Source organism: Mycobacterium sp. M23085 (assembly GCF_045343915.1).
GTDB lineage: Bacteria > Actinomycetota > Actinomycetes > Mycobacteriales > Mycobacteriaceae > Mycobacterium.
This window is the reverse complement of the sequence record NZ_CP174280.1, coordinates 3731313-3756302: the sequence shown is the minus strand read 5'-3', so window position 1 is coordinate 3756302 and position 24990 is coordinate 3731313. Positions and strand designations below refer to the sequence as shown.

The following is a 24990-nucleotide window of genomic DNA, read 5'->3' as shown; positions in this document are numbered from 1 at the left end:
GCTGCGGAACGGCGGCCAAACTGAAGTCCGCGATCACCCCTGGGCGGAAGATGAGACGCGTGCGCCGTGCCTCGAGACTTAAACCACGCACACCATTCACGGCGCGTCGTGTGCGTGGTTTAAGTGTCGCGTCGAAAGACCAGTCGGCGCAGCGGGTTACAACCGCTCGATGATCGTGACGTTCGCCGTGCCGCCGCCCTCGCACATCGTCTGCAGGCCGTAGCGACCACCGATGCGCTCCAGCTCGTTGAGCATGGTGGTGAACAACTTGGCCCCGGTGGCGCCCAGCGGGTGACCGAGCGCGATCGCGCCGCCGTTGGGGTTGACCTTCTCCGGGACCGCCTTGATCTCCTTGAGCCACGCCAACACCACCGGCGCGAACGCCTCATTGATCTCGACGGTGTCGATGTCGTCGATGGACAGCCCGGCCTTGTCCAGCGCGTAGCGGGTGGCCGGGATGGGCCCGGTCAGCATGAAGACCGGGTCGGCGGCGCGGGCGCTGATGTGGTGGATGCGGGCCCGCGGCGTCAAATTGTGTTCCTTGACCGCCTTTTCGGACGCCAGCAGCACCGCGCTGGCGCCGTCGGAGATCTGGCTGGCCATGGCCGCCGTCAGCCGGCCGCCCTCGACCAGCGGCTTGAGCCCGGCCATCTTTTCCAGCGACGACTCGCGCGGACCCTCGTCCACCCGGAACGGCCCGGATTCCGTTTCGACGGTGATGATCTCGTTGTCGAAGTGGCCGCCGCGGATGGCCGCGAACGCGCGCTCGTGACTGGTCAGCGCGTAGCGCTCCATCTCCTCGCGCGACAGGTTCCACTTCTCGGCGATCAGCTCGGATCCGCGGAACTGCGAGATCTCCTGATCGCCGTAGCGGTGCAGCCACTGCTTGGACTCGTTGGTGGGCGAGGTGAATCCGAACTGCTCGCCCACCGTCATGGCCGACGAGATCGGGATCTGGCTCATGTTCTGCACGCCACCGGCGACGATCAGGTCGGCCGTGCCGGACAGAACCGCCTGTGCGCCAAAGGAAATAGCCTGCTGGCTGGAGCCGCACTGCCGATCGACCGTGACGCCGGGGACCTCTTCGGGATAGCCGGCGGCCAGCCACGAGAGCCGGGCGATGTTGCCCGCCTGCGCACCGATGGCATCGACGCAGCCGGCGATCACGTCGTCAACGGCGGCGGGATCGACGTCGACCCGGTCGAGCAGCCCGCGCCATCCCAGGGCGCCGAGATCCACCGGGTGAATCCCGGCCAGCGATCCGCCGCGCTTGCCGACCGCGGTACGCACAGCGTCGATGACGTACGCCTCAGCCATTTCAGACTCCTTCGTTGGTGATCCCGCCAAGAACGATGGCGAGGTATTGCTGACCGACTTGTTCGGCGGTGAGCGGCCCGCCCGGCTGATACCAGCGCACCGACACCCAGGTGGTGTCCCGAATGAAGCGGTAGATCAGGTCGACGTCGAGGTCGGGGCGAAAATAGCCCTGCTCGACGCCCTGGTTGAGCAACTCGAGCCACATCTTGCGCTGCTGCCGGTTCATGTCCTCGATGTAGGCGAACCGGGGCTGGGACAGCAGCCGCTGGGCCTCGTCCTGGTAGATGACCACTTGGGCATGCCGGTGCTCGATCGCCTCGAACGAGGCCATGAACAATCCTTTGAGCCGCTCCAGGGGGTTGGCCTCGCTGTCTACGATCTCGCGGTAGCGTGCGAACAACCAGTCCAGGAAACTGCGCAAGACCTCGTCGACCATCTCCTCTTTGGAAGAGAAGTGGTGATACAGACTGCCGGACAGGATGCCGGCGCTGTCGGCGATATCGCGCACGGTGGTGGCGCGCAACCCGCGCTCGGCGAACATCGTCGCGGCGAGCTCCAAGAGCTCGTCTCGCCGGCTGTTGGCCTGACCGGGCATTCGGTCCACCCGACCAGAGTATCAACCAAGCGCTTGCTTGGCCACCGAGGCCGGTTTCCCGTCCCCGGGCACCCTCACGGGTGCTGGCTGGATACCGAGATGACTTCGCCGGTGAGGTAGCTGGAGTAGTCGCTGGCGAGGAAGGCGATGGTGGCCGCCACCTCCCACGGCTCGGCGGCGCGCCCGAAGGCTTCGCCGGCCGACAGCCGGTCGAGCAGCTCCGACGACGACGTCTTCTCCAGAAACTTGTGCCGCGCGATGCTCGGCGACACCGCATTGATCCGCACGTCGTATTCGGCGGCTTCGATTGCGCTGCAACGGGTCAACGCCATCACGCCGGCCTTGGCGGCGGCATAGTGCGACTGCGAGTGCTGGGCCCGCCAGCCGAGGACGCTGGCATTGTTGACGATCACCCCGCCGTGCGGCGCGTCGCGGAAGTAGCGCAGCGCCGCGCGGGTGGCGCGAAACACCGACGTGAGGGTCACGTCCAGGACGCGGTCCCATTCCTCGTCGGTCATGTCGACCACCGGCGTCTGCCCGCCCAGCCCGGCGTTGTTCACCAAAACGTCGATGCGTCCCATCCGCGCGGTGGCCGACGCGAACAGCGCATCAATCTGCGCCGTCGACGTCACGTCGCACAGCACGCTTTCGACCCGGCCCTGTCCCAGCGCGGCCAGCTCGTCAGCGGTCTCCCCCAGCCGGCGCTCGTGGTGATCGGAGATCACCACGTCGGCTCCCTCGGCCAGCGCCCGTCGCGCCGTCGACGCGCCGATGCCGGTGCCGGCGGCCGCCGTCACCACCACCACCTTGCCCTGCAGAAGTCCGTGTCCGGCAATCTCTTTCGGGGCTTCGGACAGGCTCATCCCTTTACCTCTCGAGGTAGGCCGAGCACCCGCTCGGCGATGATGTTGCGCTGGATCTCGTTGGATCCGCCGTAGATGGTGTCGGCGCGGCTGAACAAGAACAGCCGCTGCCACTCGTCGAACTCTCCGTCGGCCAGCACCAGTCCCGGCTTGCCGATGACGTCCATGGCCAGCTCACCCAGATCACGATGCCAGTTGGCCCACAACAGCTTCGACACGTTGTCCTGGCCGGGTTGCTCGACGTCCATGGTGGCCAGCGCGTAGCTGCGCATCGCGCGCAGCCCGGTCCACGCCCGGGTGAGCCGCTCGCGGATGGACGGGTCGTCGGCGGCGCCGGTGCGCTGGGCGAGCTCGGCCAGGTTGGAAAGCTCACGGGCGTAACGGATCTGCTGTCCCAGCGTCGACACGCCGCGCTCGAAGGTCAGGGTCCCCATCGCGACCCGCCAGCCGTCGCCGGGCTCGCCGACCACCAGGTGAGCCTCGGTGCGGGCGTCGTCGAAGAACACCTCGTTGAATTCCGAGTCACCGGTCAGCTGGATGATCGGGCGGACTTGCACGCCCGGCTGATCCAGCGGCACCAGCAGATACGACAGCCCGGCGTGGCGCTTGGAGCCCTTCTCGGTGCGCGCGACCACGAAGCACCACTGCGCCCAGTGCGCCAACGATGTCCACACCTTCTGGCCGTTGATCACCCACTCGTCGCCGTCGAGCTCCGCCGTGGTCGCCACGTTGGCCAGGTCGCTGCCGGCGCCGGGCTCCGAGTAGCCCTGGCACCACAGCTCGGTGACGTCGAGGATCTTGGGTAAGAAACGCTGCTGCTGCTCGGGTGTGCCGAAGGCGATCAGCGTGGGGCCGAGCAGCTCCTCGCCGAAGTGGTTGACCTTGTCCGGGGCGTCGGCCTTGGCGTACTCCTCGTAGAAGGCGACCCGGTGCGCGGTGGACAGCCCCCGGCCGCCGTGCTCGACCGGCCAGCCCAGGCAGGTCAGCCCGGCCTTGGCCAGGTGCTGATTCCATGCCCGGCGCTCTTCGAACGCCTCGTGCTCGCGTCCGGGCCCGCCGAGGCCCTTGAGAGCCGCGAATTCGCCGACCAGATTGTCGGCGAGCCACTGCCGGACCTCCGCCCGGAACTCCTCGACGTCCTGCATGCCCTGTAGGCTAACCTACCAAGCACTTGCTTTGTTAGGCCGTCGGTGGCTGCGCTTCGCGGACGGAACTCGCTAGGAGCATTGATGACCAACGATCCGCGCACGGTGCCCGCGGCGCTGGATCGTTTCGCCGACCGGCTCCCCGATCACGACGCGCTGATCACCGACGAGCGGTCGTTCACGGCCGCCGCCCTGCGCGACGAGGTGCACCGGGCCGCCGCCGCCCTCATCGACCTCGGTGTGCAGGCGGGTGACCGGGTGGCCATCTGGTCGCCGAACACCTGGCACTGGGTGGTGGCCTGCCTGGCGGTCCACCACGCCGGGGCGGCGATGGTGCCACTGAACACCCGCTACACCGCCGCCGAGGCCAGCGACATTCTGGCCCGAACCGGCGCGCCGGTGTTGTTCGGGATGGGCCGGTTCCTGGGCAACGACCGGCTTGCCGACCTGGACCGTGCCGCACTGCCCGCGCTGCGGCACGTCGTGCGGATCCCGATCGACGCTGACGACGGAACCTGGGACGAATTCGTCGCCCGCGGCACCGACCTCGGCGCGGTCGCCGCTCGCGCATCCGCCGTCGAACCCGATGACGTGAGCGACATTCTCTTCACGTCCGGTACCACCGGCCGCAGCAAAGGCGTGTTGTGCGCCCACCGTCAGTCGCTGTCGGCGTCGGCGGCCTGGGCGGCCAACGGCAAGATCACCAGTGACGACCGCTATCTGTGCATCAACCCGTTCTTCCACAATTTCGGCTACAAGGCCGGCATCCTGGCCTGCCTGCAGACCGGCGCGACGCTGATCCCGCACCTGACCTTCGACCCGCTGCGCGCGCTGCAAGCCATCGAGCGGCACCGCATCACCGTGCTGCCCGGACCGCCCACGATTTACCAGACGCTGCTGGATCATCCGGCACGCAAGGACTACGACCTGAGCTCGCTGCGGTTCGCCGTCACCGGCGCCGCGACCGTGCCCGTCGTGCTGGTCGAGCGCATGCAATCCGAGCTCGACATCGACATCGTGCTCACCGCCTACGGGCTGACCGAGGCCAACGGCATGGGCACCATGTGCCGCGCCGACGACGACGCCGTCACCGTCGCCACCACCTGCGGAAGACCGTTCGCCGACTTCGAATTGCGCATCGACGCAGCGGCACCCGGGGAATCGGGCGAGGTGTTGCTGCGCGGACCCAACGTGATGCTGGGCTATCTGGAAGACCCGGAGGCCACCGCGGCCGCGATCGACGCCGACGGGTGGCTGCACACCGGTGACATCGGCACCGTCGACGCCGCCGGTAACCTGCGCATCACCGATCGGCTGAAAGACATGTACATCTGCGGTGGATTCAACGTCTACCCCGCGGAGGTCGAGCAAGTGCTGGCGCGGATGGAGGGCGTGGCCGACGTCGCGGTGATCGGAGTTCCCGACGAGCGGCTCGGCGAAGTCGGACGCGCGTATCTGGTTACCCGGCCCGGTGCCCAACTCGACGAGCAATCTGTGATCGCTTACACCCGTGAGCATTTGGCGAACTTCAAGGCACCGAGATCGGTGCGGTTCGTCGACGCGTTGCCGCGCAATGCCGGCGGCAAGGTGGTCAAACCACAACTGCGAGAGCAAGGCTGATGGATCTGGAACTCGACGAAGAAACCCTGGCCTTCCAGGCGGAGGTGCGGGAATTCCTTTCGGCCAACGCCGATGCGATCCCGACCAAGTCATACGACAACGCTGAAGGCTTTGCCCAGCATCGGCATTGGGACCGCGTACTGTTCGACGCCGGCCTCTCGGTGATCAACTGGCCCCGCAAGTACGGTGGCCGCGACGCGCCACTGCTGCACTGGGTGGTGTTCGAGGAAGAGTACTTCCGGGCCGGGGCGCCGGGCCGAGCCAGCGCCAACGGCACCTCGATGCTGGCGCCGACGCTGTTCGCGCACGGCACCGAGGAGCAGCGGATGCGCATCCTGCCGAAAATGGCGAGCGGCGAAGAGATCTGGGCGCAGGCGTGGTCGGAGCCCGAATCCGGCAGCGACCTGGCGTCGCTGCGGTCCACCGCCACTCAGACCGAAGGCGGCTGGCTGCTCAACGGCCAGAAGATTTGGAGCTCGCGAGCGCCGTTCGCGGAGCGGGGTTTTGGGCTGTTTCGCTCCGACCCCGACGCCGAGCGACACAACGGGCTGACGTACTTCATGTTCGACCTGAAGGCCAAGGGCGTCACGGTGCGGCCCATCGTGCAGCTCGGCGGTGACACCGGCTTCGGCGAGATCTTCCTCGACGACGTCTTCGTGCCCGACGAGGACGTCATCGGCGCCCCGCACCAGGGCTGGCGCGCGGCCATGAGCACGTCGAGCAACGAGCGCGGCATGTCGCTGCGCAGCCCGGCCCGCTTCCTGGCCACCGCCGAGCGGGTGGTGCAGCTGTGGAAGGACATTGGCTCACCCGACGCATTCGCCGACCGGGTCGCCGACGGCTGGATCAAAGCGCAGGCCTATCGGCTGCAGACCTTCGGCACGGTGACCCGGCTGGCCCTCGGCGGCGAGCTGGGTGCCGAATCGTCGGTGACCAAGGTGTTCTGGTCTGACCTCGACGTCGAATTGCACCAGACCGCGCTCGACCTCCTCGCCGCCGACGGAGAGCTCGCCGGCCGGTGGACCGAGGGTCTGCTGTTCGCGTTGGGCGGACCGATCTACGCCGGTACCAACGAGATCCAGCGCAACATCATCTCCGAGCGGCTGCTGGGCCTGCCGCGCGAGAAGTCCGGGGGCAAGAAGTGAAATTTGCGCTAGACGAACAGCAGCGCGACTTCGCGGCCAGCATCGACGCGGCACTGGGCGCGGCGGACCTGCCCGGCGCGGTGCGCGCGTGGTCCGCGGGCGATACCGCACCGGGCCGCAAGGTGTGGGAGCAGCTGGCCAACCTGGGCGTCACCGCCCTGGCCGTGCCGGAGAAGTTCGACGGCCTCGAGGCCCATCCGGTCGACCTGGTCGTCGCCATCGAGCGGCTCGGGCGTTGGTGCGTACCGGGTCCGGTGGCCGAATCCATCGCTGTGGCACCGGTTTTGCTCGCCTCTGGAGATCGAGCCGACCGATGCGCCGGGTTGGCCTCCGGTGAGCTGATCGCCACCGTCGCGCTGCCGCCGCAGACACCGCGCGCGGTGGACGCCGAAGCGGCCGGGCTGGTATTGCTGGCCAGCGGCGACGGCGTTACCGAAGCAACGCCCGGTGAGGTCCACGAGTCCGTCGACCCCAGCCGGAAACTCTTCGACGTGACCGCCACCGGCCAGGCGTGGCGCGCGGACATCAAGCGCGCCTACGAGTTCGGTGCATTGGCCACCGCGGCCCAGCTGATCGGTGCGGCCGAAGCGCTGCGCGACGGCGCCGTCGACTACGCCAAGCAACGCACCCAGTTCGGCCGTGTGATCGGCTCGTATCAGGCGATCAAGCACAAGCTTGCCGACGTGCACATCGCCATCGAACTGGCCCGGCCGCTGGTGTACGGCGCGGCGCTGACGATGGACCCGCGCGATGTCAGCGCGGCCAAGGCGGCCGCCTCCGAGGCGGGGCTGTTGGCGGCGCGGTCGGCGTTGCAGACCCACGGCGCAATCGGTTTCACCCAGGAGCACGACCTGTCGCTGTTGCTGCTGCGGGTGCAGGCATTGCGGTCGGCCTGGGGGACGCCGGCGGACCATCGGCGGCGAGTGCTGGAGGCGCTATGACCATGACGCGCGCCGCGACGATGCGGAGCACAAGCGATGTGGGGGCACCTCCCGCTTGCGGGGGAGAGGAGCGGCGCCCATGACTGAGGAACGCGAGCTACTCCGCGAGACCGTCGCCGCTTTGGTCGCCAAGCACGCCGGCCCGGCCGCCGTGCGCACGGCCATGGAATCCGACCGCGGATACGACCAATCACTCTGGCAACTGCTGTGCGAGCAGGTCGGCGCCGCGGCCCTGGTGATACCCGAGGAGTTGGGTGGCGCCGGCGGCGAATTGGCCGATGCCGCAGTCGTTTTGCAGGAGCTCGGCCGCGCCCTGGTGCCCTCCCCGCTGCTGGGCACCACGCTGGCCGAGCTGGCGCTGCTGAGCGCGCCCGAGCCGGACGCCGCAACGCTGGAACGCCTCGCCGAGGGCGCCTCGATCGGTGCGCTGGTGCTCGATGCCGATTATGTGGTGAACGGCGATATCGCCGATGTGGTGGTCGCCGTCGAGGACGGCCGGCTGAACAGGTGGACCCGCTTCGCCGCCCAGCCCGTCACCACCATGGACCCGACCCGGCGCCTGGCACGGGTCGAAGCGGAGCAGACCGAGCCGATCGGGTCCGACCCGGGATTGGCGGACCAGGCGGCCGTCCTGCTGGCCGCCGAGCAGATCGGCGCGGCCGAACGCTGCCTGGAACTGACCGTCGAATACACCAAGGACCGGGTGCAGTTCGGCCGGCCGATCGGCAGCTTCCAGGCCCTCAAGCACCGGATGGCCGAGGAGTACGTCACCGTCGCCGCGGCCAAGGCCGTCGTCGCCGAGGCGTGCGAAAACCCCACCCCCACCAACGCCGCCGCCGCCCGCCTGGCCGCCACCGAGGCGCTGAACACCGTGGCCGCCGAGGGCATCCAGCTACACGGGGGCATCGCGATCACGTGGGAACACGACATGCACCTGTACTTCAAGCGTGCGCACGGCAGCGGGCACCTGCTGGATCCGCCGCAAGAACTGCTTAGGCGGCTGGAATCCGAGGTACTCAAGACGCCGTGACCGACCGTGTCTCGCTGCGCGCCGGCATCCCACCCTTCTATGTGATGGATGTCTGGCTGGCCGCCGCGGAACGCCAGCGCAGCCACGGCGACCTGGTCAACCTGTCGGCGGGCCAGCCCAGCGTGGGGGCGCCCGAGCCGGTGCGAGCGGCCGCGGCCGCCGCCGTCCATTCCAACGAACTGGGTTACTCGGTGTCGTTGGGCATCCCAGAGCTGCGCGCCGCGATCGCGGCGGACTACCAGCGCCAACACGGGCTCGACGTCGAAGCCGACGCGGTGGTGATCACCACCGGCTCCTCGGGTGGCTTCCTGCTGACCTTCCTGGCCTGCTTCGACGTCGGCGATCGGGTGGCGCTGGCCAGCCCCGGCTACCCGTGCTACCGAAACATCTTGTCGGCGTTGGGCTGTGAGGTGGTGGAGATCCCCTGCGGACCGCAGACCCGCTTCCAGCCGACCGCGCAGATGCTCGCCGAGCTCGACCCCCCGGTGCAGGGCGTCATCGTGGCGAGCCCGGCCAACCCGACGGGCACGGTCATCGAGCCCGCGGAGCTGGCCGCCATCGCCTCCTGGTGCGATGCGTCCGGGGCGCGGCTGATCAGCGACGAGGTCTACCACGGCCTGGTCTACGACGGAGCGCCGCAGACCAGCTGCGCGTGGCAGACGTCACGAAATGCCGTAGTGGTCAACAGCTTTTCGAAGTACTACGCGATGACGGGCTGGCGGCTGGGTTGGCTGCTGGTGCCGGCCGAGTTACGCCGCGCGGTGGACTGCCTCACCGGGAATTTCACCATCTGCCCGCCGGTGCTGTCACAACTGGCCGCGGTGGCGGCCTTCACCCCGGAGGCCACCGCCGAAGCGGACGGTCACCTGCACCACTACGCGGCCAATCGCTCACTGGTGCTGGACGGGCTGCGCAGCATCGGTGTCGAGCGCCTGGCCCCTACCGACGGCGCCTTTTACGTATATGCCGACGTCTCTGAATTCACCGACAACTCGATCGGGTTCTGTTCAAAGCTGTTGGAAGAGACCGGCGTTGCGATCGCACCGGGCATCGACTTCGACACCGCGCGCGGGAATTCCTACGTGCGGCTGTCCTTCGCGGGGCCGACGAACGACATCGAGGAGGCGCTGCGCCGGCTCGGCCCTTGGCTGTCGGCCCGCTAGCGAAAGCCGGCCGGGCGCCTAGGCGTCGTCGAGCACCTGCGCGATGCGCGCCTCGAGCGCAGCACGGTCGCCGATACCCGACACGTCGATGCCGAACCGTTCACCCAGCACATCGACGACCGCGGCCGCGTCGTCCAGCCGGATCTTCTCGCTGCCGTCGCTGCGGTGGATGGTCAGGTCCCGGCCGGCCAGGTTGTAGCGGGCGTCGCCGGTGGTCTTCGCGACCATCAGGCCGGTCACGAACATCGACGTCGGATGCGTCGACACATACCAGCTGCCCACCCTGAGATCGATCGGCGGCACGGTCTGGGTGCCGAAGATGTACAGCGGTTGCCACTCGTCCCGGACCAGGGCTTGCAGGACCAGGCCGTCGCCGCGGTCGTTCAGCCGGTACGGCTCATGGGTGGTCTGCTGGGCGTTGCCAATTTGTAAGCGGATCGGAGAGGTCAGCGTCTGGCCACCAAAGCCGACGTCGACCAGGAACGGACCCTGTGAACCGGGGAACGTCACCGCCAGCACGGTGTGCGTCTGGGCGCCCACCGGCCTGTCGGGCGGCAGCATCCAGACCACCCGGCCGGCCAACCGCCGCACCCGGAACCCGATCTCGGTCAGCACGTACCCCATCAGCCCGTTCTGCTCGTAGCAGTAGCCGCCGCGGCGCCGCCGGACCAGCTTGTCGGTCAACGCCTCCGGACTCAGGTCGTCGACCGGCACGCCCATCAACGGGTCGAGGTTCTCGAACGGGATCGAACCGGTGTGCGCGGTCATCAGATCCTGCAGCACCTCGAGGGTCGGCTCGGCGGCACCGCGGTAACCGATGCGGTCGAAGTACGCGCTCAGATCCAGCGTCATGACACCATTCTGGCCCGCGGTGATCGCCCGACGCAGCGGGCCTCGGCATCGGTAGTTTGGTTCCTGTCGAATAGGGCAACCCGCCAGATTGGGGCCTTAGCGCTGCCAATACCGATAACTGGAGCCCGTCATGAACACCGTATGGATCATCATTGCCGCAGTCGTGGCCGTTCTCGTGATCGTCGCGCTCGTCATCGCCGCCCGCACCGCGAGCAGGCGCCGCCGCGCACGGGAAGCCGAGAGGATTCGCGAACAAGCCAAAGTGGAGACCGCCAAGGTGGAGCGCCGCGCGGCGCTGGCCGCGGAGACGGCAGCGAAAGCCCGTGCTGCACAAGCGGAAGCCGAGGCCAAGGCGGCCGAAGCCGCCCGGCTGCAGGATCGAGCGTCGGCGCATCAGAGCGAAGTGACGTCCTCGCGCGAACAACTCGACGAGCAGTTGCAGCGGGCGGACAGCCTGGACCCGAGGGTGAAGGCGGAGAAGGACTCAGCCGTCGGCGAGGAGGGCGCGGACCGCGACGCCGCGTGGAGCCAGGAGCAGCCGATGCCGGACAACTCGCCCACGGTTAACCTGTCGGGCAATGACCGCGAGGGCGGCGGTCATCGCGCCGCGCCCAGGTAGAAGATCGCTATAGCCAGGTGTCCTGGGTGGTGGTGGTCAGGAAAGCTTCCAGGTCGTCGCGCCATTGCGCCGGCGTCGTCTTGTCCGGCTCGATGCCGGTGTATTCGCCGCGATAGAACAGCAGCGGCCGCGGCTTGATCTTCGGTGCCTCCGAAAGAGCTTGCACCGCACCGAAAACCACGAAGTGATCGCCGCCGTCGTGCGCGGAAGCCACCGTGCAGTCGATGTAGGCCAGCGAACCGTCGATGATGGGCGAACCGAGCGCGGAAGGGTGCCAGTCGATCCCGGCGAACTTGTCGGGCTCCTTGGAGCCGAACCGGGCGCAGATGTGCTTCTGCTGTTCGGTCAGCATGTTGACACAGAATCGGCCACTGGCTTCGATGGCCTTCCACGACCGCGACACCTTGGTGGGACAGAACAGCACCAGCGGCGGGTCCAGCGACAGCGCCGCGAAGGACTGGCAAGCGAAGCCGACCGGAACGTCGTCGTGCACGGTGGTGATGATGGTGATCCCGGTGCAGAACTGGCCGAGCACGCTGCGGAACGTGCGCGGGTCGATCGGCGCGGCAGTCATGACTTCGAAATTACCCCTTGAAGCCGACGCTGAAGTCGTGGCCCCACAGGCTGATCGCCGTGCTTTCCCGGGCGATCCAATCGTCGTCGGCGACTTGCCTTCCCTCGCAACCGAATTCGATGTCGAATCCGCTGGGCGTCTTCATGTAGAAGGACAGCATCAGGTCGTTGACGTGGCGGCCCAGGGTCGCTGACATCGGCACCTTGCGGCGCAGCGCCCGGTCCAGGCACAGGCCCACGTCGTCGGCTTCCTCCACCTCGACCATCAGGTGCACGATGCCGCTGGGGGTCTGTCCGGGCATGAAGGCCAGGCTGTGGTGGCGCGGGTTGCAGCCCAGGAAGCGCAGCCAGGCCGGCGGCCCGTCGGCGGGCCGGCCGACCACCTGCGGCGGCAGCCGCATCGAGTCACGCAACTTGAAGCCCAGCACATCCCGGTAGAAGTGCAACGTCTCTTCGTCGTCGCGGGTGGTCAGCACCACGTGCCCCAGGCCCTGCTCGGCGGTGACGAACTTGTGCCCGTACGGGCTGACCACGCGGCGGTGTTCCAGCGCGGCGCCGTGGAAAACCTCCAGGCAGTTGCCGGACGGATCGGAAAACCGGATCATCTCGTCGACCCGGCGATCGGCCAGTTCGGCGGCGGTAGCCTCCTTGTAGGGAGTGCCCTCGACATCGAGCCGGTTGCGAATCTCTTGCAGCCCAGCCGCATTCGCGCACTCCCAACCGGCTTCGATGAGCCGGTCCTGCTCCCCGGGCACGATCACCAGGCGGGCGGGGAAATCGTCCATCCGCAGATACAGCGCACCCTCGGTAGCGCCCTTGCCCTCGACCATGCCGAGGACCTTCAGGCCGTAGTCGCGCCAGGCCGCCATGTCGGTGGCCTCGATACGCAGATAGCCCAGCGAGCGGATGCTCATCGCGCACCTCCCAGGAAATCGATGGTGAGCTTGTTGAACTCGTCGAACTTCTCCACCTGCGCCCAGTGCCCACATTGCCCGAAAACGTGCAGCTGTGCGCGCGGAATGGTTTTCAGTGCGACCAAGGCGCCGTCCAGTGGGTTGACCCGATCCTCGCGGCCCCAGATCAGCAGCACCGGCTGACGCAGCCGGTGCACCTCGCGCCACATCATCCCGAGCTCGAAATCGGCTCCGGCGAACGACATTCCCATCGCGCGGGTCGCCGTCAGCGATTCGGGCGTGCTGGCCAACTCGAAACGCTGGTCGATCAGTTCGTCGGTGATCAGTTTCTGGTCGTAGACCATCACCCGCAGGAACGCCTCCAGGTTTTCGCGGGTGGGCTCGGCGGAGAACTTGCCCAGCCGTTTGACGCCCTCGGTCGGGTCGGGGGCGAACAGGTTGACGCTCACGCCACCCGGCCCCATCAGCACCAGGCGCCCGGCCCGGTCCGGGTAGTCGAGGGCGAACCGCACCGCGGTGCCGCCACCCAGCGAATTCCCGACCAGCGGAACGCGTCCGAGGCCCAACTGGTCGAACAGGCCCTTGAGCGCGCGCGCCGCGTAGTGGTTGAACTGGCCGTGCTCGGCGCGCTTGTCGGAGTGGCCGTAGCCGGGTTGGTCGACGGCCAGCACGTGAAACCGCTCGGCCAGCACCGGGATGTTGCGGGAGAAGTTCGTCCAACTCGCCGCGCCCGGGCCGCCGCCGTGCAGCAGCACCACCGTCTGCTCGTTGCCCACCCCGGCCTCGTGGTAGTGCAACTTCAGCGGTCCGTCGACGTCGACCTCGGTGAAGCGCGAGGTGGACTCGAACGTGAGTTCCTCGGTTGCGGTCATGCCTAGACCATGGTGTCGCCGGGCGGCAACCCGAACTCGTTGTTCCCGAAGATCTGGTAGGCCCGCTCGGGGTCGTTGGCCGCGTGCACCCGTCCGGCGTGCGCGTCTCGCCAAAACCGTTGCACCGGTTGGTCATTGCCCAGCGCGGTGGCGCCGGATGCCTCGAACAGCCGGTCGATGGAGGCGATCGCACGGCCGGTGGCGCGGACCTGGTCGCGGCGAGCGCGGGCACGCAGGTCGAACGGGATCTCCTTGCCGGCCGACAGCAGCGCGTACTCGTCGGCGACGTTGCCGCTCAGCTGGCGCCAGGCCGCGTCGATGTCGCTGGCCGCCTCGGCGATGCGGACCTTGGCGAACGGATCGTCCTTGGCCTTCTCGCCGGCGAACGCGGCGCGCACCCGCTTGCCCTGGTGCTCGACGTGCGCGTCGTACGCGCCGTAGGCCATGCCCACGATCGGGGCCGAGATCGTGGTGGGATGCATTGTGCCCCAAGGCATCTTGTACACCGCGGCGGTGTTGGTCCGGTATCCGCCGGCGGTACCGTCGTTCATCGCTTTGTAGGACAGGAAGCGGTGCCGCGGCACGAACACGTCCTTGACGACGACGGTGTTGCTGCCGGTGCCGCGCAACCCGACGACGTGCCACACGTCGTCGATGCGGTACTCGCTGCGCGGGATCAGGAAAGAGCCGAAGTCGACCGGGCGGCCGTCCTTGATCACCGGACCGCCGAGGAACGCCCACGTGGCGTGGTCACAACCCGAGGACCAGTTCCAGGCGCCGTTCACCAGGTAACCGCCATCGGTCACCACGCCCGCACCCATCGGTGCATACGACGACGAGACCCTGGTCTTGGGATCCTCGCCCCAGACCTCTTCCTGCGCCTGCTGGTCGAACAGCGCCAGGTGCCAGTTGTGCACACCGATGATCGAGCTCACCCAGCCGGTGGAGCCGCACGCGCTGGCCAGCCGCCGCACCGCCTCGTAGAACAGCGTCGGATCGCACTGCAACCCGCCCCACTGCTCGGGCTGCAACAGCGTGAAGAAGCCCACATCCTGGAGGTCCTGAACGGTCTCGTCGGGCAGTCGCCGAAGATCTTCCGTCGCCTGAGCGCGTTCCCGAATCTGCGGGAGCAGATCATCGATGCCAGCCAAAACGGACTGCGCATCACGCTGTTGAATGGACGTCACGTACGTTTGCCTCCTGCGCCAGACTTACTCAGCGGACTTACACCAGAGACTAGAACACGTTCCGATTTGTGTCGAGCAGGGTATTCCTGCGGCTGGTAGCGATACGAATCCACGTTTCTATAACATGTTCTAGTTGCATCGAGAGGAAGGGACGGGCCTTGACCGAGGCGGATCTGGACCAAGCACCCGACGAACCGTTGGGTGACCACGTCCTGGAGCTGCAGGTCGCCGAGGTCATCGCCGAGACCGACGATGCGCGCTCGCTGGTGTTCGCGGTACCAGACGATGCCGGCGACCCCGACATCCCGCCCGAGCGGCTGCGGTACGCGCCGGGCCAGTTCCTGACGCTGCGCATTCCCAGCGAGCGCACCGGTTCGGTGGCCCGCTGCTATTCGTTGTGCAGCTCGCCGTTCACCGACGACGCGCTCACGGTCACGGTCAAACGAACCGCGGACGGTTACGCGTCCAATTGGCTGTGCGACCACGCCAAGGCGGGCATGCGGATCCATGTGTTGGCCCCGTCGGGCAACTTCGTCCCCAAAACGCTGGGCGACGACTTCCTGCTGATGGCCGCGGGCAGCGGCATCACCCCGATCATGTCGATCTGCAAGTCGGCGCTGGCCGAGGGCAGCGGGCAGGTGACGCTGGTCTACGCCAACCGTGACGAGAAGTCGGTGATCTTCTCCGACGCGCTGCGCGAGCTGTCCGCCAAATATCCCGACCGGCTCACCGTGCTGCACTGGCTGGAATCGCTGCAGGGCCTGCCCAGCGTGCCCGCCCTGGCGAAACTGGCCGCTCCCTACACGGATCGGCCCGTCTACATCTGCGGTCCTGGCGCTTTCATGGATTCGGCGAGACAAGCCCTGGAGACGCTGAAAGTGCCTGCGCCGCAGATACATATCGAGGTGTTCAAGTCGTTGGACTCCGACCCGTTCGCGGCGGTGAAGATCTCCGACACCGCCGAGGGTGACGAACCGCCGGCGACCGCGGTGGTCGAGCTGGACGGTGAAACCCACACCGTGTCGTGGCCGCGCAACGCCAAGCTGCTCGACGTGCTGCTGGCCAAGGGCCTCGATGCGCCCTTCTCCTGCCGCGAGGGTCACTGCGGCGCGTGTGCGTGCACCTTACGCAAGGGCAACGTGAGCATGGAGGTCAACGACGTGCTCGAGCAGCAGGATCTGGACGAGGGCCTGATCCTGGCCTGTCAATCGCACCCGGAATCTGATTCGGTAGAAGTCACCTACGACGAATAGTCGCCGGGGTTAGGTTCAGCCTGGGGTCAGAGAAAAGGGGAGCATCGATGATGCGGCTGGTATCGGGATTCGCAGTCGTCGCGGTGCTACCCATGTTGTTGCCCAACGCGGTGTGCGCCGCGGCGAGCAACACCGCCACCACGCTGTTCCCGCTGGACGGACCCAATCAATTGGAGACGCGCGTCATCCTCAATTGCTTCAAAGCCGACGGCCACTGCGACTTCACCGCCGGGGCGGACATGCTGACTCCCGACGGGGTGACCGGCTTCCCGCCCGGCCTCTGGGCCCGGCAGACCACCGAGATCCGGTCCTCGAACCGGCTGGCATACCTGGACGCGCACGCCGACGGCCAGTACGAGCGGGTGATGAAGTCGATGGGTTCTGACGAGATCACCACCATCTACATGGGCGAGGGCCCGCCGGAGAAGTACCAGACGCACGGGCGCATCGACTCCACCGATTGGCAGACCGGCCAGCCCAAGACGGACAACAACGTCATCGCCTGCAGCCACATCCAGGTGGTCTACTCCGGTGTCAACATCACGTCGCCGAGCACCTGCGCGGTCACCACGTTCTCCTGACCCCGCTAGACACGTGCTCGCGGATTCCGTCCGAGGATTGCCGCAGCCAAATCCACGGATTCGCGCAGCTTCCCGAAACGGGACCAATTACCCGTGTAGTGACCATACTGGCCTGCAACGACGCCAACAGACAAATTCGTCTTATTGGCAAATCGCTCAATATCAGCTTTCGTCGTCAACAGTACTAATTCACAGCGTTGTCGGTCGGAGAGGAAAATATCCGCAGCAAATGCATCAGCTGCCGTCTCTTGTTGATCGTGATTGTCAACGACAGTCCTCGCGCGATCAAAATGCATGAATGTCGCTCGCTTAGGGTGTAGTAACACGTGCGCAATTTCATGAATCATTGTGAACCAAAAGATGTCCACGAATTTATACCTGCCACTTAAAGCGATAATGGGGTGCGATGGCGTTAACCACCATGTGGCACCCGATATTCGAGTTTCTGCGATCTCTGGGACAAAAACTAGCAATACTCCGGCACTCGACAGCATGTCCCGCGCAGCACGGAACCCTCGGCCGACTTCCAAGCGGCTCAACGCTGGTAAGCGCTGTGCGACGACACGCAAGGCGGCTGGATCGTACTCTTCCGAAGTGGTCGCCAACTTCTCGGCTTGAACCTCAGAAAGTCGGCGCCACAGCGCCGTGGCGTAGGGGTCGACGGTGAATTTCTGACTGCGACGATAATTGACCTGCGGCGCTAGCCATATTCGGTCGAATGCCTTTTCGTCCGCAACTCTGAAAAAGCGCAAAAGTTCGTCGACTCGTTCCGCCATTCCTTTTGTGAAGTCGACAACCCTGTGATCTCTGAGTACGTTCTGAGGGAACCTGCTAAACCATCGATCTAGTCCTGCCAATGTGGTCGCTGACGTTCGTCTAACTTTCTCCGCTTGCCATGTTGCGTCCATCTTGAGAGTTATCTCAGCGGCAATGCCGAGCACGCGCTCTAGTGACACTGCAATCTCAGGCGACAACGGTACGTGTCCGTTAAGCAATTGATTGAAGTGCTTAGTACTGATATTGGCCCGTGCAGCTACGTCGGATTGTGAGTATTCAAGTGCATCTAACTCAGCTTTTATCAGTGAGCCGGGCGGAACGGCCCAATCCGGCTCGAACCTGCCGGCCACATAGGTGACTGCAGGGTCGGAACCTGACCCCGACATCAGCCGACGTCTCGGAGGAGGCTGGCACCGTCGGTATAGAGATCGTCCACGCGAAGCGCAGACTCCGTCGAAGCCGCGGCCCAAAACTCCTCGCCGCCCTGAAGTAATTGGCCACCCTTGGTCAAAACTGCGGCATGCATAACTACCTCCTTGTGCTCAACCACGACGCGCCCTAGCGCTGGGTCGCCTGGTAGGACTTCCATACTGCGCAACCGGGCGACCGAGCGCAGATCGGGGGCATGTCCCACAACCGAAAGCAGCAGCCGCACAGCATCGGCCGAAGCGGGGGACACCCGAATCAGCAAGTCGCGTGTCATGCAGATGCGGCGCAAGTCAGCGGACAGCCAAGCCAGAAAGATTTATTACCTCCTAGGTAACAGGAATATCGTGTAGGATCGGCTACCAGTTACACCAAAGATACCGCTGGCACCGCCGATCGGAAGTGCCGACACGTGTTCGAACGGACAGGAGGCCGACTATGGCCGCACTGCACATCACCATCGATGACGTCGATTACTCCACCCCTGACGCTTACCAAGAAGCCGCATCGTTGCTACGCCTCGCTGGCCGCGACCCGAAGAACTATGACCTGTTCCTTATCGACAAGGACGGCGCCGAAGTCCACATCAAGGACAAGCAGATCGTCGATCTTCACGACGGCGAACGATTCCGCGCGCGCCGCAAGGTCCACTTCAGCATTGACGGCGAACAGCACACCACCTGGGACGACCAGCAGACTGCTACGGCGCTGCTGGAGCTGGCCGGGGTTGACCCGGCTAAATACGACTTGGCTCGGGTCAATGGTGCCGGTGGGCCGGAGACGTTCGTGGGGGATCAGATGGTGACCATCCATGATGATGACGAGTTCGTCACTGCTAAGCACACCGGACCGGTCGCGTGACTGAACTGCCGCCGCCCGGTTCGGCAGCGCGCCGCTTCGCCGACGAAATGACCGCCGCCGGGGCGCCCGTACGCGCCGAGCCTGGTCGCTTGATGTACGAGGTGCTCGCCGTCGGTGGCGCATTGGCCGGACAGTTGATCGAGACCGGTGTCAGCCTGGTCGAAGTACAGAACTGGCCCCTAGTGCCACCACACTGGGTGCACTTGCCAGACACTGTTGAATTCGACGCCACCAACTGCGACACCACGGACTGCCCTCCCGGGTGGCGACGGCACTCGCGTCAGTTCGCCTTCACCGACATGTCGATCCCACCGGCGACGGCATGGTTGCGTCACGTGCGCGGCCTGCTGTCAATGGCAGTTACACCCGCCTAGGCCGTGCTCGACTTCGAGCAAGCGGCCCCGATGCTCCAGGAGACGATTTCGTGCGGTACTCGGTGGCTATGACCGGCGCGGTGCACGCGGCGATGTGCAAGCACTTGAACCGTGACGACGGCCAAGAGGATGTGCTTGCCGCGACGTACGTGATGTCCACGGGGGTCAAGCGGACCACGGCCGTGCTGAAGACCGTGATCTTGCCCCTAGACGGCGAGCGGTTGCTGCACGGAACCGCATCTTTCACCAGTGCATATGTGCTACGCGCGGCCGCTGATGCCCGTAGTCGAGATGAAGGACTAGTACTGCTGCACTCCCATCCCGGCGGTCGCGGATGGCAAGGCCTAAGCCGGACCGACCACGAGACTGAGGCCGAGTACGAACGCGTTGCCCGCGCCTACACGAAGATGCCCCTGGTCGGCATGACTCTGGCTGGAGGCGATGTTCGGTGGTCGGCCCGGTTCTGGTTCGAACGCACACGCCCCACCTGGGTCGAGTCCGTGCGGTCCGTATCCGACAAGCTGGTAGTGACCTGGAATGACGTTCAGCGGCCGGTGCCGGAGCCGACCCGATCGCAACTGCGCACCGTGTCGGCGTGGGGGGACAAAGCGCAGGCTTCGATCGCTCGCTTGCGGGTCTTGGTCGTCGGCGTCGGCAGCGTCGGACTTGATGTCGCGCAGCGTCTAGCCGCGACTGGACTGCTCGAAGTCGGCGTTATGGATTTCGATGCGGTCGAACCCATCAATTTGGATCGAATGATCGGCGCGACGCGGCTTGACGCCGCCATAGGTCGTGCGAAAGTCGCTGTCGCTGAACGGCTCATGACCTCGGGTGCCACCGCGGACGGTTTCAGACCGATCATGCATGAGAGCAGTGTCAGCGATCCTGATGGCCTGCGTTCCGCGCTTGACTACGATGTCATCTTTTCCTGCGTTGACCGGCCATGGCCGCGGGCGGTTCTGAACCTGACGGCCTACGCTGATCTGATCCCAGTCATCGACGGCGGAATCGCGCTCGACACTTTTGCAGATGGTCGGATGCGTAGTGGGATTTGGCGCGCGCATTCCCTTGTACCCGGCCGCCCGTGCATGGTCTGCTTGGGCCAACTCGATCTCGGCGAGCTCAGCCTCGACAAGCAGGGCCTACTCGATGATCCTAACTACGTCGCCGCTAGTGGAAGGACGGCTCCGGCCAGTCAGAACGTTGCCGCTCTGTCCGCCAGCGTGAGCGCTGCCCTACTTGCTCAGTTCGTAAGTCTTGTCGCCCACCCCGGCGGACGCGGCGTCCCGGCACCGCTGCGCTACCTTCTCGCACCACACCGGCTCGAACATTCCTCTGCCACGACCGGGCAGTACTGCAGCTACGAATCCGAGACCGCGACCGGAGACGATCGCCCAACACTGACAGAACCTCAAGACCAATGGCGCCGAACTGTCGCCGAACGAAATCACCGGAAACTACCGTTGCGGCTGCGTGTGCTCGACCGAGCCGAACGGGCACTGCAAAGTCTGACCCAGCGAATCGCCCATGACTTACCGCGCCGCTGAATAGGCCGATCCATCCAGCAATGCCCTCGCGCACCGACCGAATTACGGGCCGCCGCAGCAGATCTCGGCTAGCGCGGCAGCCCGAGCAGCCGCTCCGCGGCGACGGTGAGCAGGATCTGTTCGGTGCCGCCGGCGATGGTGAGACAGCGGGTGTTGAGGAAATCGAACACCGCCTGGTTGTGCACCAGGCCGCCGCCCTCGGACACGTCCATGGTGAATTCGGCCAGGGCCTGCCGGTAGCGCACGCCGATGAGCTTGCGCACGCTGGACTGCGCCCCGGGGTCTTGGCCGCCGACGGCCAGCTGGGCGATCCGCTGGTCCAGCAGCGCACCGGTCTGCGCGGTGACGATCAACCGCCCCAACCGATCTTGCTCCGCGGCATCGAGGTCGAGCTCGGCAAGCACCTCGAGCAACTCCTCCATCGGATTGCCCAGCGCCGTTCCATTTGCCATCGCGACCCGCTCGTTGGCCAACGTGGTGCGGGCCAGTCGCCAACCGTCGTTCACCTCGCCGACGACCAGCTCGTCGGGCACGAACACGTTGTCCAGGAACACCTCGTTGAACAACGAGTCACCGGTGATCTCACGCAGTGGACGGATCTCGATGCCCGGTGAGCTCATTTCCACCAAAAAATAGGTGATGCCTTTGTGTTTCGGCGCATCCGGATCGGTGCGGGCCAGGCACACGCCCCACTTCGCCTTCTGCGCGGCCGACGTCCACACCTTCTGCCCGGTCAGGTTCCAGCCGCCGTCGGTGCGAACCGCTTTGGTGCGCAGCGAGGCCAGGTCCGAGCCGGCCCCCGGCTCGGAAAACAGCTGACACCACAGGAATTCGCCGCGCGTGGTGCCCGGCACGAAGCGTTCGACTTGCTCGGGGGTGCCGTGCTCGAGGATGGTCGGGGCCGCCCACCAGCCGATCACCAGGTCGGGCCGGGTGACACCGGCCGCCGCGAGTTCCTGATCGATCAACAGCTGCTCGGCCGGCCCGGCGCCGCGCCCGTAGGGCGGCGGCCAGTGCGGCGCCTGCAGGCCCGCCTCGGCCAGGGCCGCCTGCCGCTTCTCCTCGGGCAGTTCGGCGATCTGAGCGACGGCGGCGGCGATCTCCGCCCGCTGGTCCTCGACCTCGGTGAGGTCGATCCCCAGCCGGCGCCGCACACCGGCCTGGGTCAGCGCGGTGATGCGACGCAACCACGTCTCGGCGCCACCCAGGAACCGGCCGATGGCATGAGCCCGGCGCAGGTACAGATGCGCGTCGTGCTCCCAGGTGCAGCCGATGCCGCCGAGCACCTGGATGCAGTCCTTGACGTTCGCCTTCACGGCGGCGATGCCGGTGCTCGCGGCCAGGGCCGCGGCGATGGAGAACTGGGCTTCGTCGTCCTCGGCGGCGGCGCGCGCGGCATCGGCGGCCGCGACCTCGGCCTGCTCGGCTCGGCACAGCATTTCGGCGCAGATGTGCTTGATGGCCTGGAAGCTGCCGATCGGCTTGCCGAACTGCTCGCGGACCTTGGCGTAGTCGACGGCGGTCTGCAGTGACCAACGGGTGATGCCGGCCGCTTCGGCCGCCAGGATCGTGGCGGCCAGCTCCTCGACGCGGGCGCGGGTGTCCGACACCACTTCGGCCGGCGCCGCGTTCAGCACCACGCGGGCCAGCGGCCGGGAGAAGTCGCTGGCCTGCAGCGGCTCGATCTGCACGCCCTCGCCGCCGGTGTCGATCAGCAGCCACTTCCCGCCGGCCGGCGCCAACAGCACGGCTCCGTCCGCGACGCCCAGCGCGAACGGCAGCGTGCCCGACGCCTTCGACGTCGCGCCGTCGAACGCGATGTCGCCTTCCAGCGCCAGGCCGGCGAAGCGTTCGCCGGAGGCGAGGGCGCCCAGCAGCTCGGGATCAGAGACAACCAGCGTGGCCAGCGCGGTGGTCGCCACCGGCCCGGGGACCAGCGCTTTCGCCGCTTCCTCGACCATCGCGCACAGGTCTTCGATGCTCCCGTCCGCGCCGCCGAGCTGCTCCGGGATCGCGACGCCGAAGATCCCGAGGTCGGCCAGCCGGGAGAACACCGGCCGCCAGGCGTCGGCCTCACCCTGCTCCACGTCGCGGATCGCCGCGGTGCCGCCCGGGCCGGACGTCGAATTGCGGGCCCAGTCGCGCACCAGGGCGCGCGCGGCAAACTGCTCGTCGGTGACGGTCGCTACCACCCTGAGGACCTCCACGTCCTTGACTCGACGTGACAAGGGTCGCACCCCTTGTCCTGATTGTGCGATCTGCCCGCCAAGCGGGTACCTCTCCATCGCGTGTTCGCACGCAACGCGCTCTCCGCAGACTAGAACGTGTTCTAATAGTGCCAGTGTTCGACCGTCAAGTCGAACGTCATTACAGCAGCACAGCGCTTGTCCGCGGCGGTACGGAGGTGGGAAATTCACACGCAGAATGCGTATCGTTTGCTAACGAACCGCCGGGAACAGGAGCAAACCGTCACATGCCAGCCAACGCACATTCGAGGCGCGTTTCTGACTCGCAGCCCCGCGAGGTCATGAACGTGGCGGTACTGGCGGAATCCGAACTGGGGTCGGAGGCGCAGCGCGAACGCCGCAAGCGCATCCTCGATGCCACCATGGCCATCGCGTCCAAGGGCGGCTACGAGGCAGTTCAGATGCGCGCGGTGGCGGATCGCGCCGATGTCGCGGTGGGGACGCTGTACCGCTATTTCCCGTCGAAGGTGCACCTGCTGGTGTCGGCGCTGGGCCGCGAGTTCAGCCGCATCGACGCCAAAACGGACCGTTCGGCGATGACCGGGGGCACGCCGTTTCAGCGGCTCAACTTCATGGTGGGCAAGCTCAACCGCGCGATGCAGCGCAATCCCCTGCTGACCGAGGCGATGACCCGCGCCTACGTGTTCGCCGACGCGTCGGCGGCCAGCGAGGTCGACCAGGTCGAGAAACTCATCGACTCGATGTTCGCGCGGGCGATGGCCGACGGCGAACCGACCGAGGACCAGTACCACATCGCCCGGGTGATCTCGGACGTCTGGCTGTCGAACCTGCTGGCGTGGCTCACCCGGCGGGCGTCGGCCACCGACGTCAGCAAGCGGCTGGACCTGGCCGTGCGGCTGTTGATCGGCGACACCGAACAGACCTAGCCTCCAACCGGCTCAGGCCGGCGGTCCGGCGGTGCGGCCCCGGATGAGCTCGGTGTCCAAGAGTTCGACGGACGGCAGCCCCGATCGCGGCGGTTTCAACAACAGCTCGCCGGCCCGGCGACCCTTCTGCAGGCTCGATTGCGACACCGTGGTCAGGCCGCGGTTGATGGCGTCGGGTACACCGTCGAATCCGGTGACGGTCATCTGACCGGGCACGTAAATGCCATGTGCCCGCAGGTAATCCATCGCGGACAGGGCCAGGATGTCCGCGGTGCACATGAGCGCTGTGATCCGCGGATTGGCCTCCAGGGCCGCCTTGGCGGCCGCGCCGCCCGACTCGGGCAGATGCTCGTAGCTTTCCACCACGGTCAGGGAATCCGGGTCGACGCCGGCGGCCGTCATCGCCTCCCACACGCCGATGATGCGTTCGCGTTGCACGTCGAAGGCGGGCGAGCGCAGCCGGTCGGTGCCCACCAGGCCCTGTCGCCGGTCCCGGCCCAGCCGCATGGTCAGCAGCCCGATCTCGCGATGTCCCAGGCCCAGCACGTAGCCGGCGAGCTCGCGCATCGCGGCGCGGTCATCGATGCCCAACCGGGACACGCCGGCCAGGTCCTTGGGCTGGTCGACCACCACGACCGGCAGCCGGCGCTGCAGCACCACCTGCAGGTAGGGATCCTCGTGGCACACCGAATAGACCACGAAGCCGTCCACACTCGCCGAGAGCACGGCGGCCGTGCCGTCTTTGAGGCTGCGGCTGGGCCCGACGGCCACCAGCAGCAGCCCCTGCCCCTGCGCCTCGCATGACTGCGCCACCCCGGTGACGAAGTCCCGCGCGGCTGGGTCGCTGAAGAAGTAGGTCATAGGTTCGGCCATCACCAGACCGACCGCGCCGGCCTTGCGGGTGCGCAACGATCGGGCCACCGGGTCGGGGCCGGCGTAACCCAACCGCTTGGCCGTCGCGAGCACGCGCTCACGCAGATCCGGGGAGAGCTGGTCGGGCCGGTTGAAGGCATTCGAGATCGTCGTGCGCGAAACGTTGAGTTCGTCGGCCAACGACGCCAGAGTCGCACGCCGGCGCGGTGTGGGACTCACGTTCGGTGAGGCTACAGCGGATCGCGGCGCGCGCGTACCAGCTTCCGGTTTCTGATTCATCTGGTCCGCTGGTTGATCGGTCGCCGGGGCGGGTTCGCCGCCTAAACTGG

At 66.6% G+C, this 24990-nt stretch carries 24 protein-coding genes; 12 read left to right on the top strand and 12 right to left on the bottom strand.

Going from position 1 to position 24990, the window contains the following annotated elements:
• Positions 1–156 precede the first annotated feature (156 nt).
• The 4 genes from fadA6 to ipdE1 all read right to left on the bottom strand — a co-directional run bounded on the left by fadA6 (position 157) and on the right by ipdE1 (position 3920).
• Positions 157–1317, bottom strand: a complete 1161-nt coding sequence (fadA6, locus tag ACIUM1_RS17490; RefSeq protein ID WP_406813887.1) for a steroid 3-ketoacyl-CoA thiolase FadA6 — start codon at positions 1315–1317, stop codon at positions 157–159.
• Position 1318: 1 nt separating this feature from the next.
• Positions 1319–1921: a TetR family transcriptional regulator KstR2 gene (gene kstR2 / locus ACIUM1_RS17485; protein WP_406813886.1), complete on the bottom strand. Its 603-nt coding sequence runs from the start codon at positions 1919–1921 to the stop codon at positions 1319–1321.
• Between the two features lie 65 nt (positions 1922–1986).
• Positions 1987–2775: a (5R,7aS)-5-hydroxy-7a-methyl-1-oxo-2,3,5,6,7,7a-hexahydro-1H-indene-carboxyl-CoA reductase gene (ipdF, locus tag ACIUM1_RS17480; protein WP_007772408.1), complete on the bottom strand. Its 789-nt coding sequence runs from the start codon at positions 2773–2775 to the stop codon at positions 1987–1989.
• The gene (gene ipdE1 / locus ACIUM1_RS17475) at positions 2772–3920 is read right to left on the bottom strand and encodes an acyl-CoA dehydrogenase IpdE1 (protein WP_406813885.1); all 1149 of its coding nucleotides are present in this window, start codon (positions 3918–3920) and stop codon (positions 2772–2774) included. Before ipdE1 ends, ipdF begins: the two co-directional genes overlap by 4 nt.
• A gap of 84 nt (positions 3921–4004) precedes the next feature.
• Here ipdE1 and fadD3 point away from each other — a divergent pair, with 84 nt between their 5' ends.
• The 5 genes from fadD3 (at position 4005) to ACIUM1_RS17450 (ending at position 9819) form a co-directional block, all read left to right on the top strand.
• Complete coding sequence (gene fadD3, locus ACIUM1_RS17470; RefSeq protein WP_406813884.1) at positions 4005–5540, top strand: 3-((3aS,4S,7aS)-7a-methyl-1,5-dioxo-octahydro-1H-inden-4-yl)propanoate--CoA ligase FadD3; 1536 nt, start codon at positions 4005–4007, stop codon at positions 5538–5540.
• Entirely contained in the window at positions 5540–6685 is a 1146-nt protein-coding gene (locus ACIUM1_RS17465) for an acyl-CoA dehydrogenase family protein (protein ID WP_406813883.1), read from the top strand. Before fadD3 ends, ACIUM1_RS17465 begins: the two co-directional genes overlap by 1 nt.
• Positions 6682–7626 carry an acyl-CoA dehydrogenase family protein gene (locus tag ACIUM1_RS17460; RefSeq protein WP_406813882.1) on the top strand — a complete coding sequence of 315 codons (945 nt, stop codon included), beginning with the start codon at positions 6682–6684 and terminating at the stop codon, positions 7624–7626. The genes ACIUM1_RS17465 and ACIUM1_RS17460 overlap by 4 nt, the downstream gene beginning before the upstream one ends.
• 79 nt (positions 7627–7705) lie before the next feature.
• Positions 7706–8656 (top strand): acyl-CoA dehydrogenase family protein, encoded by a 951-nt coding sequence (locus tag ACIUM1_RS17455; RefSeq protein WP_406813881.1) that lies wholly within the window; start codon positions 7706–7708, stop codon positions 8654–8656.
• A complete protein-coding gene (locus tag ACIUM1_RS17450) occupies positions 8653–9819 on the top strand; it encodes a pyridoxal phosphate-dependent aminotransferase (RefSeq protein ID WP_406813880.1) in 1167 nt (388 codons plus the stop codon). Before ACIUM1_RS17455 ends, ACIUM1_RS17450 begins: the two co-directional genes overlap by 4 nt.
• 18 nt (positions 9820–9837) lie before the next feature.
• On the opposite strand, the gene ACIUM1_RS17445 is transcribed toward ACIUM1_RS17450, so the two are convergent.
• Positions 9838–10671, bottom strand: a complete 834-nt coding sequence (locus tag ACIUM1_RS17445; protein WP_406813879.1) for an arylamine N-acetyltransferase — start codon at positions 10669–10671, stop codon at positions 9838–9840.
• A gap of 130 nt (positions 10672–10801) precedes the next feature.
• Between ACIUM1_RS17445 and ACIUM1_RS17440 the strand changes: the two genes are divergently transcribed.
• Complete coding sequence (locus ACIUM1_RS17440) at positions 10802–11290, top strand: hypothetical protein (RefSeq protein ID WP_406813878.1); 489 nt, start codon at positions 10802–10804, stop codon at positions 11288–11290.
• Positions 11291–11297: 7 nt separating this feature from the next.
• Here the strand turns inward: ACIUM1_RS17440 and hsaB are convergent, their stop codons facing one another.
• From hsaB to hsaA, 4 genes are read right to left on the bottom strand one after another with little or no spacing between them, the layout of a single operon-like run.
• Positions 11298–11864, bottom strand: a complete 567-nt coding sequence (hsaB, locus tag ACIUM1_RS17435) for a 3-hydroxy-9,10-secoandrosta-1,3,5(10)-triene-9,17-dione monooxygenase reductase subunit (RefSeq protein WP_406813877.1) — start codon at positions 11862–11864, stop codon at positions 11298–11300.
• Positions 11865–11874: 10 nt separating this feature from the next.
• The gene (hsaC, locus tag ACIUM1_RS17430) at positions 11875–12777 is read right to left on the bottom strand and encodes an iron-dependent extradiol dioxygenase HsaC (RefSeq protein ID WP_406813876.1); all 903 of its coding nucleotides are present in this window, start codon (positions 12775–12777) and stop codon (positions 11875–11877) included.
• Entirely contained in the window at positions 12774–13649 is an 876-nt protein-coding gene (hsaD, locus tag ACIUM1_RS17425) for a 4,5:9,10-diseco-3-hydroxy-5,9,17-trioxoandrosta-1(10),2-diene-4-oate hydrolase (protein ID WP_406813875.1), read from the bottom strand. The genes hsaC and hsaD overlap by 4 nt, the downstream gene beginning before the upstream one ends.
• Before the next feature lie 2 nt (positions 13650–13651).
• Positions 13652–14836, bottom strand: coding sequence for a 3-hydroxy-9,10-secoandrosta-1,3,5(10)-triene-9,17-dione monooxygenase oxygenase subunit (gene hsaA, locus ACIUM1_RS17420; RefSeq protein ID WP_406813874.1), 1185 nt, complete (start codon positions 14834–14836; stop codon positions 13652–13654).
• Positions 14837–14994: 158 nt separating this feature from the next.
• Between hsaA and ACIUM1_RS17415 the strand changes: the two genes are divergently transcribed.
• Positions 14995–16089 carry a 2Fe-2S iron-sulfur cluster-binding protein gene (locus ACIUM1_RS17415; protein WP_406813873.1) on the top strand — a complete coding sequence of 365 codons (1095 nt, stop codon included), beginning with the start codon at positions 14995–14997 and terminating at the stop codon, positions 16087–16089.
• A gap of 47 nt (positions 16090–16136) precedes the next feature.
• Positions 16137–16670 carry a hypothetical protein gene (locus ACIUM1_RS17410; protein WP_406813872.1) on the top strand — a complete coding sequence of 178 codons (534 nt, stop codon included), beginning with the start codon at positions 16137–16139 and terminating at the stop codon, positions 16668–16670.
• 5 nt (positions 16671–16675) lie between these two features.
• On the opposite strand, the gene ACIUM1_RS17405 is transcribed toward ACIUM1_RS17410, so the two are convergent.
• Positions 16676–17833: a transcriptional regulator gene (locus tag ACIUM1_RS17405; RefSeq protein WP_406813871.1), complete on the bottom strand. Its 1158-nt coding sequence runs from the start codon at positions 17831–17833 to the stop codon at positions 16676–16678.
• Positions 17834–18311: 478 nt separating this feature from the next.
• Here ACIUM1_RS17405 and ACIUM1_RS17400 point away from each other — a divergent pair, with 478 nt between their 5' ends.
• The 3 genes from ACIUM1_RS17400 (at position 18312) to ACIUM1_RS17390 (ending at position 20655) form a co-directional block, all read left to right on the top strand.
• Entirely contained in the window at positions 18312–18734 is a 423-nt protein-coding gene (locus ACIUM1_RS17400) for a hypothetical protein (protein ID WP_406813870.1), read from the top strand.
• On the top strand, positions 18731–19108 hold the full coding sequence (locus ACIUM1_RS17395; RefSeq protein ID WP_406813869.1) for a hypothetical protein: 378 nt from the start codon (positions 18731–18733) through the stop codon (positions 19106–19108). Before ACIUM1_RS17400 ends, ACIUM1_RS17395 begins: the two co-directional genes overlap by 4 nt.
• A 68-nt stretch (positions 19109–19176) precedes the next feature.
• The gene (locus ACIUM1_RS17390) at positions 19177–20655 is read left to right on the top strand and encodes a ThiF family adenylyltransferase (protein WP_406813868.1); all 1479 of its coding nucleotides are present in this window, start codon (positions 19177–19179) and stop codon (positions 20653–20655) included.
• Positions 20656–20723: 68 nt separating this feature from the next.
• Here the strand turns inward: ACIUM1_RS17390 and ACIUM1_RS17385 are convergent, their stop codons facing one another.
• On the bottom strand, positions 20724–22847 hold the full coding sequence (locus tag ACIUM1_RS17385) for an acyl-CoA dehydrogenase family protein (RefSeq protein WP_406817724.1): 2124 nt from the start codon (positions 22845–22847) through the stop codon (positions 20724–20726).
• A 341-nt stretch (positions 22848–23188) separates the two neighbouring features.
• Between ACIUM1_RS17385 and kstR the strand changes: the two genes are divergently transcribed.
• A complete protein-coding gene (gene kstR / locus ACIUM1_RS17380; protein ID WP_406813867.1) occupies positions 23189–23788 on the top strand; it encodes a cholesterol catabolism transcriptional regulator KstR in 600 nt (199 codons plus the stop codon).
• Positions 23789–23800: 12 nt separating this feature from the next.
• Here kstR and ACIUM1_RS17375 read toward each other — a convergent pair whose 3' ends face one another.
• Positions 23801–24880, bottom strand: coding sequence for a LacI family DNA-binding transcriptional regulator (locus tag ACIUM1_RS17375; RefSeq protein ID WP_406813866.1), 1080 nt, complete (start codon positions 24878–24880; stop codon positions 23801–23803).
• Between the last annotated feature and the right edge of the window lie 110 nt (positions 24881–24990).